The sequence below is a fragment of the Pseudomonas sp. NFACC04-2 genome (assembly GCF_900119265.1).
Taxonomy (GTDB): domain Bacteria; phylum Pseudomonadota; class Gammaproteobacteria; order Pseudomonadales; family Pseudomonadaceae; genus Aquipseudomonas; species Aquipseudomonas fluorescens_AA.
Map to the genome: position 1 here is coordinate 41,354 of NZ_FPJC01000024.1, position 13,240 is coordinate 54,593.

The window sequence follows — 13,240 nt, forward strand, 5'->3', positions numbered from 1 at the left end:
GCAAGTTATATGCCGGATGAAAGTCGGAAGCTCGCTCCCACAGGGATTGCCGGGTATCAGATAAGCTCGCCGCACAGGTCCAGCTCTACCAACCGCCGAACCTCCTGCACCGGCAGGCCAGCGCCGATCAACGCCTGCAATTTGCCAAACGCGGCCTCGCGGGTCATGCCGCCGCCGGACAGCACGCCGACACCGCGCAAGCGGCTACCGGCTTCATACACGTCCAGCTCGACGCCACCTTCGTGGCATTGGGTCACCGCCACGACCACCACGCCGCTGTCCCGCGCCCGCTCGAGGCTGGCGAGGAAGGCCGGGTTGTCGCTCGGCCCGGTGCCGCTGCCGTAGCATTCCAGTACCAGGCCCTGGATACCGCTGCCCAGCAGGCCATCGAGGATCTGCGCACTGATGCCGGGAAACAGCGGCAGCGCTGCGATGTTCGCCAATTGCTTGGGCTGGTTGTAGTTCAGCTGCGCTGGCAGGGCCGGCGCCGGGGTGCCGCCGCCCTGGCGTTCCAGGCGCTTGAACGGATGACGACCGAAGCTGCGCACCTTCGCGCAACGGGTCGGCGCCAGCAGCTCACCGTGGAAGTACAAGTGCACGCCCGGCGCGAGGCCCTGGCCGAGGGCGACCAGGGCGCCGCTGAGGTTTTCCCAGGCGTCGCTGTCGGTCACGCCGGCTGGCAGCATCGAGCCGGTAAAGCAGACCCGGGCATGCAGGCCCAGCAGTTGGAAGCTCATCGCCGCCGCGCTGTAGGCCAGGGTGTCGGTACCATGCAGGATCAGCACGCTGTCGCAGCCCTGCACGTCCACGGCATCGACCACCGCTTCGCGCAATTGCTGCCAATAGGCCGGGGTCATGTTGGCGCTGTCGATCAACGGCGACATTTCCCGGAAGCGCCATTGCGGCACGACGAGTTCGGGTTGGCTGTGCAGGTAATCGCGCATCCGTGCTTCGAAACCGGATGCCGGGGCCAGGCCGTGGGCGCTGGCCTGCATGCCGATGGTGCCGCCGGTATAGAGCACCATGACGTGCTGGGCGGCAGGGTAGGTCGAGGAATTCATGGTTGTTCTCCGAGGACGAAAACGGCAGCTTGGGTCAGCCGCCACAACATAAGGCCGAGCATGACGCCGACCTTAGGTTGTGTCACGCCGGACGCAGGGGATGCGTCCGGTTTTTTCCAGACAGCTTGTTACCGATCAGCGTTGCGCTGCGGTCACGCCAGCCGAAGCGGCGTCAGGCTGGGCAACAGGCGCCGACGGGTTGGCAGGCCAGGCCTTGCGGTCCAGATCCAGGTCCGGGAACTTGCTGGAGTCGAAGACCGGAACCTTGATGCCGGCCGAACGCTGGTCATCGTAGTCGCGCAGGATGCGCATGCCGACCTTGAACAGCAGGAACAGCGCGATCAGGTTCACGAACGCCAGCAGGGTCATGGTGATGTCGGCGAAAGCGAACACGGTGCCGAGGTTTTCGATGGCGCCCCAAAAAATCAGGACCAGGACCAGCGCGCGGTAGCCCATCAGGACCTTGCGATTGTCACCGATCATGAAGCGCAGGTTGTTCTCGCCCAGATAGTAGTTGTAGAGGATCGAGGTGAACACGAACAACGACAGGGCCACGGAGATGAATATCCGGCCCCAGTCACCCACGACGGCTGCCAGGGAGTTCTGGGTCAGGGCAATGCCGTCGCCTTCGAAGCCCGGGGTGTAGAAACCCGACAGCAGGATCAGCAACGCGGTGCAGGTGCAGATCACGAAGGTGTCCAGGAACACGCTGAACGCCTGGACCACGCCCTGGGCGACCGGGTGCTCGACCGACGCGACGGCGGCGACGTTAGGCGCACTGCCCAGGCCGGCTTCGTTGGCGAATACGCCACGCTTGACGCCCATGACGATGGCGCTGCCGATCAGGCCGCCGAAAGCCTGGTCCAGACCAAAGGCGCTCTTGACGATGGTCGCCAGCATGCCCGGGACATGTTCGAACTGCAGCACGATCACATAGAGGGTCACGGCGATGTACGCCAGGGTCTTGACCGGTACCAGCAGGTCGGCAACCTTGGCGATGCGCTTGATTCCGCCGATGAACACCAGGCCCAGCAGCACCGCCAGGCCGAGGCCGGTGTAGGTGGTGTCGAAGCCGAAAGCGTTGTTCAGGGAATGGGTCACCGCGTGGGCTTGCAGGCCGTTGAAGGCGAAGCCGAAGGTGACCAGCAGCAGGAACGCCATGATCATGCCCAACCAGCGTTTCTGCAGGCCGTGCTGGATGTAATAGGACGGGCCGCCACGGTACTGGCCTTCGGAGTCGCAGCGCTTGTAGAGCTGGCCGAGGGAGCACTCGAAGAAGCTGCTGGACATACCGACCAGGGCGGTTACCCACATCCAGAACACCGCACCGGGGCCGCCGAGGGTCACGGCGATGCCGACACCGGCGATGTTGCCCGCGCCGACACGGCCGGCCAGGCTGAGCATCAGGGCCTGGAAGGAACTGAGCTGGTCAGTGCTGCTTTTCAGGCTGTCACGGAACACCGTGAACATGTGGAAGAAGTGACGGAACTGGACGAAACGCGAGCGGATCGTGAAGTAGCCACCGAGCCCGACAATGAGCACGATCAGCACTTTCCCTGATAGGAAGTCGTTGATGACTTCGAGCATGAGTATTCCTCGCTGTTTTTTGTTTAAGCAAATGCTGGCCATTTGGAAACATCGCGTTACACCGGTCGGCGCGCGGCCCGACAGATGAGGCGAGTTTCGTCCCGGTCCATTTTCGCGGGTTTGTTATTAGTTCGGTTTTCGCATGTTTAAGGGTCTCGTTGCGGACGACCGCTCATGCGAAGAGGGGCGGCACTATACCTATCAGTGCGGTGCCCGTCTGCACAGTTGTGGTGCGTCCGACGAAACGGACCCTTTGGAACACCTGGCCTTACGGTCAGGTTCTTGTGGGGGCGAGCCTGCTCGCGTTGGTTGGCGACACGGTTTACAACGGGCAGCGTGTCGTCGTTTATTGCGAGCAGGTTCCTTCCCACAGGTTCGGTCATCCCTGGCTGCTATCAATTAAAAAAAGGGCTTGGGGAAGATCCCCAAGCCCTCAAAAGGTGAGAGGTGTCTAGTCCCTCGACCTGGTGAGCGGTGGCCGTGTCGATCACGCTTTGAGCGGGACCAGACGCGGAGCAATCATGTTTTCCGGGCGCAGGATGTCGTCGAGCATGGCGTCGTTGAGCAAGCCTTCTTCGCGCACCAGTTCCAGCACGCCGCGGCCACTTTCCAGGGCAACACGGGCGATGCGGGTGGCGTTTTCATAGCCGATGTACGGGTTCAGGGCGGTGACCAGGCCGATCGAGTGCTCGACCAGTTCGCGGCAGCGCGCTTCGTTGGCGGTGATGCCGACGATGCAGTGCTCGCGCAGCATGTCCATGGCCCGTTGCAGCAGGCGGATCGAGTCGAAGATCTTGAAAGCGATCAGCGGCTCCATCACGTTCAGTTGCAGTTGGCCGCCTTCGGCCGCGATGGTCAGGGCCAGGTCGTTGCCGATGATTTGGAACGCCACCTGGTTGACCGCTTCCGGGATCACCGGGTTGACCTTGCCGGGCATGATCGAGCTGCCTGGCTGGCGGGCCGGCAGGTTGATTTCGTTGATGCCGGTGCGTGGGCCGCTGGACAGCAGGCGCAGGTCGTTGCAGATCTTCGACAGCTTGACCGCGGTGCGCTTGAGCATGCCGGAGAACAGCACGAAGGCGCCCATGTCGGAGGTGGCTTCGATCAAGTCGGCGGCCGGAACCAGCGGTTGGCCACTTATGGTCGCCAGGCGCTGTACGGCCAGGGCCTGGTAGCGCGGGTCGGCGTTGATGCCGGTGCCGATGGCGGTGCCGCCCAGGTTCACTTCGGTGAGCAGTTCAGGCGCCAGGGTTTTCAGGCGCGCCAGGTCTTCGCTCAGGGTGGTGGCGAAGGCGCGGAATTCCTGGCCGAGGGTCATCGGCACGGCATCCTGCAGTTGGGTGCGGCCCATTTTCAGGACGTGGCTGAACTCCTCACCCTTGGCGGCGAACGCCTGGATCAGGCTGTCGAGGCTGGCCAGCAAGGCGTCGTGACCCAGCAGCAGACCCAGGCGGATCGCGGTCGGGTAGGCGTCGTTGGTGGACTGCGCCATGTTCACGTCGTTGTTGGGGTGCAGGTACTGGTACTCGCCTTTCTGGTGACCCATGGCCTCCAGCGCGATGTTGGCGATGACTTCGTTGGCATTCATGTTGGTCGACGTGCCGGCGCCGCCCTGGATCATGTCCACCACGAACTCTTCGTGGAAGTCGCCGCGGATCAATCGTGCACAGGCTTCGCTGATGGCGGCGTGCTTGGCTTCGCTGAGCTGCCCCAGTTCGCGGTTGGCGTCGGCGGCGGCTTGTTTGACCATTGCCAGACCGACCACCAGCTTGGGGTAATGCGAGATCGGGACGCCGGAGAGACGGAAGTTGTTTACCGCTCGTAGGGTCTGGATGCCGTAATACGCTTGCGCTGGTACTTCGAGTACGCCAAGCAGGTCTTTTTCTGTGCGGAATGATGCAGCGGAGGACATGACGGAAATCATCTCGATAAGGACCCGGTCTGAGCCGGAACGCTGTGGATCCTAGGCTCTGGGGAAAAATAGGGCCAATGCTGTTAAACACTGGCCTATGCATATTCGGCATAATGCCGGTGTGACGCCGAGGGTGCGGCGAACGTGTGACCTGTTTTGGTGCGTGTAGGGGAGGACGTGATGAATCTTGAAAGCAAGTGGCTCGAGGACTTCAGTGCCCTGGCCGCGACCCGCAGTTTCTCCCAGGCCGCCGAGCGGCGTTTCGTGACGCAACCGGCATTCAGCCGACGCATTCGCAGCCTTGAGGCTGCGCTGGGGCTGACCCTGGTCAACCGCTCCCGTACGCCCGTCGAGCTGACGGCGGCGGGGCAGTTGTTCCTGGTGACGGCGCGTACGGTGGTGGAGCAATTGGGCGAAGTGCTGCGCCATTTGCATCACCTGGAAGGCGGCCAGGGCGAAGTCATCCAAGTGGCCGCCGCCCACTCCCTGGCGCTGGGCTTCTTCCCACGCTGGATCGCGCAACTGCGCAACGAAGGAATGAACATCGCCACGCGGCTGGTGGCGACCAACGTCGGCGACGCCGTCCACGCCCTGCGTGAAGGTGGCTGCGATTTGATGCTGGCCTTCTACGATCCGGATTCGGCCATGCAGATGGACCCGGAGATCTTCCCGTCACTGCACCTGGGCCAGACCGAGATGCTCCCGGTGTGCGCCGCCGATGCCAATGGCAACCCGCTGTTCGACCTTGAAGGCGAGTCGAGCGTGCCGCTGTTGGCCTACAGCGCCGGGGCGTTCCTGGGGCGTTCGGTCAACCAGTTGCTGCGCCAGCGGGCGCTGCGGTTCACCACGATCTACGAGACGGCCATGGCCGACAGCCTGAAAAGCATGGCCCTGGAAGGCCTGGGCATCGCCTGGGTGCCGCACCTGAGCGTACGCGCCGAATTGGCCCGGGGCGAACTGGTGATCTGCGGTGGCACACAATGGCACGTGCCCCTGGAGATCCGCCTGTACCGCTGCGCCCTGGTGCGCAAGGCCAATGTGCGGTTGCTGTGGCGCAAGCTCGAAGGCGGCGCGGCGCAGGGTGTGGCCGGGGTCTGACAATAACGGACCCCCCCCTGTGGGAGCGGGCTTGCTCGCGAATGCGGAGTGTCAGTCATGTAGGTGGCGACTGACACTCCGCATTCGCGAGCAAGCCCGCTCCCACAGGGGATTTGCGTTGTTCCCTCGCTGACCTGCGAGTCAATAAAACCGCCACTTCAGCCCAAATGACAGATGGTCGGCGAAAGTGCGTTTAACGCACCATTTTCGGTATACTGCCCGGCCTTCGGTCGGTTCGCCCGGCCATCATTCGTACAACAAGCCACGCCGGTTTCCTGCGTGGCTTGTTGTTTTTTGACGCGCCTGCGGGCGCCCAGAGAGAAGAGGCACGACGATGAGTGCACTGGTTGGCGTGATCATGGGCTCCAAGTCCGATTGGTCCACCCTTAGCCACACCGCCGATATGCTGGAAAAGCTCGGCATCCCTTACGAGGTGAAAGTGGTCTCTGCCCACCGTACCCCGGACCTGCTGTTCCAGTACGCCGAAGAGGCCGAGGCACGTGGCATCGAGGTGATCATCGCCGGTGCCGGTGGCGCGGCCCACTTGCCGGGCATGTGCGCGGCCAAGACCCACCTGCCGGTGCTGGGCGTGCCGGTGCAGTCGTCGATGCTCTCGGGCGTCGACTCGTTGCTGTCGATCGTGCAGATGCCGGCCGGTATCCCGGTCGCGACCCTGGCCATCGGCAAGGCCGGCGCGATCAACGCGGCCCTGCTGTCGGCGAGCATCCTGGGCGCCAAGCATCCACAGTTCCATACCGTGCTGAAAAAATTCCGCGCTGAGCAGACAGACAGCGTCCTGGACAATCCAGACCCACGCATTGCCTGAGGTTGTTGACGAATGAAGATCGGTGTAATCGGTGGCGGCCAGTTGGGTCGCATGTTGGCCCTGGCAGGTACGCCGCTGGGGATGAACTTCGCTTTCCTGGACCCGGCGCCTGACGCCTGCGCCGCGGCGCTGGGTGAACACCTGCGGGCCGACTACGGCGACCAGGATCACCTGCGCCAATTGGCCGATGAAGTCGATCTGGTGACCTTCGAATTCGAAAGCGTCCCGGCCGAAACCGTGGCGTTCCTGTCCCAGTTCGTCCCGGTCTACCCGAGCGCCGAAGCCTTGCGGATCGCCCGTGACCGCTGGTTCGAAAAGAACATGTTCAAGGACCTGGGCATCCCCACGCCGGCCTTCGCCGACATCCAGTCCCAGGCCGACCTGGACGCCGCGGTTGCCGCCATCGGCCTGCCCGCCGTGCTCAAGACCCGTACCCTGGGTTACGACGGCAAGGGCCAGAAAGTCCTGCGCAAGCCTGAAGACGTGGTCGGTACGTTTGCCGAGCTTGGCAGCGTGGCCTGCCTGCTGGAAGGTTTCGTGCCGTTCACCGGGGAAGTCTCGCTGATTGCCGTGCGTGCCCGCGACGGTGAAATCCGCTTCTATCCGCTGGTGCACAACACCCACAAGGACGGCATCCTCAAGCTGTCCGTCGCCAGCACCGATCATCCGTTGCAGGCCCTGGCCGAGGACTACTCCAGCCGGGTGCTCAAGCAACTGGACTATGTCGGCGTGATGGCGTTCGAGTTCTTCGAAGTGGACGGCGGCCTCAAGGCCAACGAAATCGCCCCGCGGGTGCACAACTCTGGGCACTGGACCACCGAGGGCGCCGAGTGCAGCCAGTTCGAAAACCACCTGCGGGCGGTGGCCGGGCTGCCGCTGGGGTCGACCGCCAAGGTCGGTGAAAGCGCGATGCTCAATTTCATCGGCAAGGTCCCGGACAGCGACAAGGTCCTGGCGATTGCCGACTGCCATTTGCATCACTATGGCAAGGCGTTCAAGGTCGGGCGCAAGGTCGGTCACGCCAACTTGCGCTGCGCCGACCGGGCCACGCTGGCCCAGCAGATCATCAAGGTCGAGACGCTGATCGCCGAGCAATAATCTGGAACGATGGTGGAACCATTCGTCGGCTAATCTTTCTCATGGCTAAGTGCCAAAGCCTGACCGGGCTTTGGCTTAGCGACTCAATGAGAGAGGAAATGCCATGGGAATCATCGGAACCATCTTTATCGGCTTGATCGTAGGCCTGCTGGCGCGCTTCCTGAAACCGGGCGATGACAGCATGGGCTGGATCATGACCATCCTGCTCGGTATCGGCGGTTCGTTGGCAGCCACTTACGGCGGCCAGGCCCTGGGCATCTACCAGGCCGGTCAAGGCGCAGGTTTCATCGGTGCCCTGGTGGGCGCGATCGTGTTGCTGGTGATCTACGGCCTGATCAAAAGAAACTGATCCAAATGCAGCAAGGCCCTCTCCGCGTAGCGAGCAGAGGGGGCTAGAATGCTCGGCGTTTCACTCTTCATTCATTGCCGAGCCCTTTCATGCGCCGTCTAGTATTGACCCTTCTTCTGCTGGGCAGTGGCCTGGCCCATGCCGCCGAGCTGCCGGAAACCGACTGGCTCGAATTGATGCCCAAGTCGGACCAGAAAGCCCTCGAGGCCATGCCCGAGATCGATCACAACTCCCCGGAAGCCAACGGCACCTTCACCGAAAAAGGCGGCCTGAAACAAAGCAAGGGCTTGCCGGCGGTGATGTACTCGACCAAGACCGTGGCGGCGATGAACGACAAGCACATCCGCATCGGCGGTTACCCGGTGCCGCTGGAAACCGACGCGAAGGGCCGCAGTACGCTGTTTTTCCTGGTGCCCTACCCTGGCGCCTGCATCCACGTCCCGCCACCGCCGCCTAACCAACTGGTGCTGGTGCGCTATCCCAAGGGGCTGAAGCTCGACGACATCTACACGCCACTCTGGGTGACGGGCACGCTGAAGATCGAAAAGGTCGACAACGACCTGGCGAGTGCGGCGTATGCGCTGGACGCGGAGAAGGTCAGGGTGGTGCAGGAGGCGGATTTGTAACCGGCTGGTTGGCTTGACCTGCAAATCTTGTGGGAGCGGGCTTGCTCGCGAATGCGGTGGATCAGTTGGCGCTTAGGTTGACTGACCCACCGCATTCGCGAGCAAGCCCGCTCCCACAGGTTTTTTGTGTTGGCTCAGAGCGGCTTGCTGCGGATGCTCACGCCAAGGGTATGGCTGGCCTCGGGCAACAACGTCACCACATCGTCCATCACATTCGCCGTCTCGATGCACAACATGCGCTGCCAGCCATCGTCGGCCATGTCGCTGAAGGCCTTGGCGCGTTCGGTCCAGGGATTCCAGATCACCGCCGAGCGCGAACCGCTGCAGGTCAGTTCGATCCGTCGTGCCCAGTGCGGGTCGATGATGCTCAGCGTCGGCGGGGTATCGAGGTAGATGCGGTCGGTCTCGCTGGCAAACTTCAGGTCGCCGGCCTGGGTGTGGGTGTTCCAGTCGTCCAGGGTCTCGATGTAGCTCAAGCCATCCACCCCTTCGACTTGCACGTTGCGCACGTCGCTCACGGCGAAGTAGCTGTGCAGCGCCTGGCTGAGGCTGACGGTTTCGCTGCCACGGTTATGGCTGGTGAGGCGGATGTGCAATTGCTCGTCCATCACGATGGTCAGCGTCAGGTCCACTTGGTGAGGCCAGCCCGAGAGGCCGTTTTCAGGGTAGGGCAGCACGAATTCCACCTTGAGGCTTTCGCCTTCGGTTTCGATGCCCTTCAACTCCCAATCCATCGCCCGTACCAGGCCGTGGGCCGTGGCCGGGTCATTGGTCACGCGCATGGCCTGTACGCTGTCGGGGTTGCGGGTCAGGTTGCCGAACCACGGCCAGCACACCGGCACGCCCGCGCGGATGCTTTTGCCGGCCTTGAACGTGGCCTGGTCGTTGAGCCAGATCAGTGGCGGCTGGCCGTCCACTTGATAACTGAGGATGTGCGCGCCTTGCTGGGCCACCAGCAACTCGGCCTGACCGTGACGGATACGCCAGGCGTTCAGTTCATCCAGTTTGACCGCTTCGACATTGGGCGTAGGCATGTTGCAAATCTCGCTCGGGAACAGGGACTGCAATGGACCGCAAAACGGCCGTCGTGTTTAACGGGCGCGCGGCGGAACCGAGCGAGTACGACCGCTGCCGTCGATGGCGACAAAGACAAAGACCGCTTCGGTCACCTTGCGCCATTCACTGGACAGCGGGTCGTCGCTCCAGACCTCGACCATCATCTGGATCGAGCTGCGGCCGATTTCCAGCGCCTGGGTATAGAACGACAGCTGCGCACCCACCGCCACGGGCACCAGGAACGCCATGCGATCGATCGCCACGGTGGCCACGCGTCCGCCGGCCACTTTGCTGGCCATGGCGGTGCCGGCCAGGTCCATCTGGGACACCAGCCAGCCACCGAAAATATCGCCGAAGCCGTTGGTCTCGCGAGGGAGCGCGGTGATTTGCAGGGCCAGGTCGCCTTGCGGGATTGGATCTTCTTGTTCGAGCTCTATCATGCCGGGGGGGCCTCTGACCCGTAACGCTGTCTGGTACTTCAGGTGAATAGCCGTCTTTGAAAAAAACGATTCAGCCCGAACATACTGCGTTCGTCACGTTTTTTGTAAAGGCGTGCCAAAGGGAAACTCTGCGAAACCGGCTGGTTCTGGTACTACGCCACCAACGACGTTTTCGCACAGCAACCCCTTACAGAGTACTGCAAGGTTGCGAGTATATCGGGCGATAGACGTCGAGACGACCACTCGGTTCTGATTTCGACTATCAAATACGCGCCTCTATGTGCTTTTTCGAACAATTTGCTATCGTGCCGGACTTGCCCAGGCCCCAACCCGTGTCGCCAGGGTTGCAGAATCGACTATAAGAGAAGCCCTTGCCATGACCACTGCGCCTTCGAGCACGGCGACGCCCGCACAACCAGCACGTCCACTGACCCGCAACGATTACAAGACCCTGTCGCTTTCAGCGTTGGGCGGTGCGCTGGAGTTCTACGATTTCATCATTTTCGTGTTCTTTGCCACCGTGGTCGGCAAATTGTTCTTTCCTGCCGAAATGCCTGAGTGGCTGCGTCTGATGCAGACCTTCGGCATTTTTGCCGCCGGTTACCTGGCCCGGCCGCTGGGCGGGATCATCATGGCCCACTTCGGCGACCTGCTGGGGCGCAAGAAAATGTTCACCCTGAGCATTTTCATGATGGCTGTGCCGACCCTGATCATGGGCCTGTTGCCCACCTATGCGCAGATCGGCATGTGGGCGCCCATCCTGCTGTTGCTGATGCGGGTAATCCAAGGCGCGGCCATCGGCGGGGAAGTGCCGGGCGCCTGGGTATTCGTTTCCGAACACGTTCCGGCGCGCCACATCGGCTATGCCTGCGGCACCCTGACTTGTGGCCTGACGGCGGGGATCTTGTTGGGCTCGTTGGTCGCCACGGCCATCAATAGCCTTTATACGCCGGTGGAAGTGGCCGATTACGCCTGGCGGATTCCGTTCCTGCTGGGTGGCGTGTTCGGGCTGTTTTCGGTGTACCTGCGGCGCTGGCTGCACGAAACCCCGGTGTTCGCTGAGCTGCAACTGCGCAAGGCCCTGGCCGAGGAAGTGCCGCTGCGGGCCGTGTTGCGTGATCATCGCGGTGCCATCGCCATTTCCATGCTGCTGACCTGGCTGCTGTCGGCCGGCGTCATCGTGGTCATCCTGATGACGCCGACCGTGCTGCAGACGGTGTACCACTTCAGCCCGACCATCGCATTGCAGGCCAACAGCCTGGCGATCGTGTTCCTGAGTTTCGGTTGCATCGGTGCGGGTGTGCTGGCCGACCGTTTCGGTGCCGGTCGGGTGTTTGTCTTCGGCAGCGGTTTGCTGATGATCACGTTCTGGACCTTCTACCATTGCCTGTTCGACCACCCCGAGTGGCTGTTTCCGCTCTATGCCTTGAGTGGCTTGCTGGTGGGCACCATCGGCGCGGTGCCCTATGTCATGGTCAATGCCTTCCCGGCCGTGGTGCGCTTCAGCGGCCTGTCGTTTTCCTACAACCTGGCCTACGCGATCTTCGGCGGGTTGACGCCGATGATCGTGACCTTGCTGTTGAAAGAGAGCCCGATGGGGCCGGCGTATTACGTGGCGATCATTTGCGGGGTAGGTATTGCGGTGGGCGGTTATCTCTGGAAGAAGGGGCGCTAGGTCCGAATCTTTCGCTGACTGCACGGGCTTCATCGCGAGCAAGCTCGCTCCCACAGAGGGCTGCGTTCACCGCAAATCCCCTGTGGGAGCGAGCTTGCTCGCGATTGGTGCTGCATGAATCATCCTGTAAAACTCAATGCTGGCCTTTCATCCAATTGTCATATTTCAGCCATAGAGTGTTCACACGGCTTACCAATACTTGGCCGACTTAACACACCTATCTGCTAGGAGTAAGGCATGAAACTGAAGCGTTTGATGGCGGCAATGACATTTGTCGCTGCTGGCGTTGCGACTGCCAACGCGGTTGCCGCTGTTGACCCTGCGATCCCGAGCTACACCAAGACCACTGGTGTGTCGGGTAACCTCTCCAGCGTCGGCTCCGATACCCTGGCCAACCTGATGACCTTGTGGGCCGAGAACTACAAGAAAGAATACCCGAACGTAAACATCCAGATTCAGGCCGCCGGTTCCTCCACCGCGCCGCCCGCGCTCACCGAAGGCACCGCCAACCTGGGCCCGATGAGCCGCAAGATGAAGGACAACGAACTGCAGGCCTTCGAACAGAAGTACGGCTACAAGCCAACCGCTATCCCGGTTGCCGTGGACGCCCTGGCCGTATTCGTGCACAAGGACAACCCGATCAAGCACCTGACCATGGCTCAGGTCGACGCCATTTTCTCCTCGACTCGCCTGTGCGGCGCCAAGGCTGACGTCAAGACCTGGGGCGACCTGGGCGTGACCGGGGACCTGGCCAACAAGCCGGTCCAACTGTTCGGTCGTAACTCGGTATCCGGCACCTACGGCTACTTCAAGGAAGAAGCCTTGTGCAAAGGCGACTACAAGCCAAACGTCAACGAACAGCCGGGTTCGGCTTCGGTTGTGCAGTCGATCAGCAGCTCGCTTAACGGCATCGGCTACTCGGGTATCGGCTACAAGACCGCCAGCGTGAAAACCGTTGCCCTGGCCAAGAAAGAAGGCGGCGAGTTCATTGAAGACACCGAAGAAAACGCCCTGAACGGCAAGTACCCGCTGTCGCGTTTCCTCTACGTCTACGTCAACAAGGCCCCGAACAAGCCTCTGGCCCCGCTGGAAGCCGAGTTCGTGAAGCTGATCCTGTCCAAGCAAGGCCAGGAAGTCGTGGTCAAGGACGGCTACATCCCGGTACCTGCCAAAGTCGCCGCCAAGGCACTGGCTGACCTGGGTCTGCAGGAAGGCGGCAACGTCGCCAAGCAGTAAGACCTGAGCCCGGGCCAACGCCCGGGCTCTCTGTGGGAGCGGGCTTGCTCGCGAATGCGGTGGATCAGTCGGCATCCATGTCGAATGTGCTGGCCCCTTCGCGAGCAAGCCCGCTCCCACAGACACGAATTTTCCGTCCGCTGCCGCTTCTAGCTGGCGGCGGATTTGTTGCGTCACTTCACTGTCATCTTTCTGTCATACAGGATCGCTAGGGTGTGCGCATGAATGATCTGGCCAACTCCACAATGACTACGACTTCCCCTCCCAAGCGCATTG

Annotated in this window: 12 protein-coding genes; 7 read left to right on the forward strand and 5 right to left on the reverse strand. The window is 62.0% G+C overall.

The genetic code is table 11. The features are described 5' to 3' along the window. Nucleotides 1–56 precede the first annotated feature (56 nt). From BT125_RS24295 to aspA, 3 genes are all read right to left on the reverse strand, one after another. The gene (locus BT125_RS24295; protein ID WP_072411184.1) at nt 57–1,061 is read right to left on the reverse strand and encodes an asparaginase; all 1,005 of its coding nucleotides are present in this window, start codon (nt 1,059–1,061) and stop codon (nt 57–59) included. A gap of 135 nt (nt 1,062–1,196) precedes the next feature. Next, the gene (locus BT125_RS24300) at nt 1,197–2,648 is read right to left on the reverse strand and encodes an alanine/glycine:cation symporter family protein (RefSeq protein ID WP_072411186.1); all 1,452 of its coding nucleotides are present in this window, start codon (nt 2,646–2,648) and stop codon (nt 1,197–1,199) included. Nucleotides 2,649–3,135: 487 nt separating this feature from the next. Further along, nucleotides 3,136–4,560 (reverse strand): aspartate ammonia-lyase, encoded by a 1,425-nt coding sequence (gene aspA / locus BT125_RS24305; RefSeq protein WP_072411188.1) that lies wholly within the window; start codon nt 4,558–4,560, stop codon nt 3,136–3,138. A gap of 180 nt (nt 4,561–4,740) precedes the next feature. Here aspA and BT125_RS24310 point away from each other — a divergent pair, with 180 nt between their 5' ends. From BT125_RS24310 to BT125_RS24330, 5 genes are all read left to right on the forward strand, one after another. Next, nucleotides 4,741–5,658 (forward strand): LysR substrate-binding domain-containing protein, encoded by a 918-nt coding sequence (locus BT125_RS24310; protein ID WP_072411190.1) that lies wholly within the window; start codon nt 4,741–4,743, stop codon nt 5,656–5,658. 334 nt (nt 5,659–5,992) lie between these two features. Then, entirely contained in the window at nt 5,993–6,484 is a 492-nt protein-coding gene (gene purE, locus BT125_RS24315) for a 5-(carboxyamino)imidazole ribonucleotide mutase (RefSeq protein ID WP_003196369.1), read from the forward strand. Nucleotides 6,485–6,496: 12 nt separating this feature from the next. Further along, nucleotides 6,497–7,582: a 5-(carboxyamino)imidazole ribonucleotide synthase gene (locus BT125_RS24320; RefSeq protein WP_060739813.1), complete on the forward strand. Its 1,086-nt coding sequence runs from the start codon at nt 6,497–6,499 to the stop codon at nt 7,580–7,582. 103 nt (nt 7,583–7,685) lie between these two features. After that, on the forward strand, nt 7,686–7,931 hold the full coding sequence (locus BT125_RS24325; protein ID WP_003187057.1) for a GlsB/YeaQ/YmgE family stress response membrane protein: 246 nt from the start codon (nt 7,686–7,688) through the stop codon (nt 7,929–7,931). Nucleotides 7,932–8,020: 89 nt separating this feature from the next. Next, a complete protein-coding gene (locus BT125_RS24330; RefSeq protein ID WP_072411192.1) occupies nt 8,021–8,557 on the forward strand; it encodes a DUF3299 domain-containing protein in 537 nt (178 codons plus the stop codon). A gap of 134 nt (nt 8,558–8,691) precedes the next feature. Here BT125_RS24330 and BT125_RS24335 read toward each other — a convergent pair whose 3' ends face one another. After that, nucleotides 8,692–9,591 carry a D-hexose-6-phosphate mutarotase gene (locus BT125_RS24335; protein ID WP_072411194.1) on the reverse strand — a complete coding sequence of 300 codons (900 nt, stop codon included), beginning with the start codon at nt 9,589–9,591 and terminating at the stop codon, nt 8,692–8,694. Between the two features lie 57 nt (nt 9,592–9,648). Further along, a complete protein-coding gene (locus BT125_RS24340) occupies nt 9,649–10,053 on the reverse strand; it encodes an acyl-CoA thioesterase (RefSeq protein ID WP_003177184.1) in 405 nt (134 codons plus the stop codon). 376 nt (nt 10,054–10,429) lie between these two features. On the opposite strand from BT125_RS24340, the gene BT125_RS24345 reads away from it, so the two are divergent. Next, on the forward strand, nt 10,430–11,728 hold the full coding sequence (locus tag BT125_RS24345; protein WP_072411196.1) for an MFS transporter: 1,299 nt from the start codon (nt 10,430–10,432) through the stop codon (nt 11,726–11,728). A gap of 237 nt (nt 11,729–11,965) precedes the next feature. Further along, nucleotides 11,966–12,964, forward strand: a complete 999-nt coding sequence (locus BT125_RS24350) for a phosphate ABC transporter substrate-binding protein PstS (protein ID WP_053127032.1) — start codon at nt 11,966–11,968, stop codon at nt 12,962–12,964. The last annotated feature ends 276 nt before the right edge of the window (nt 12,965–13,240 follow it).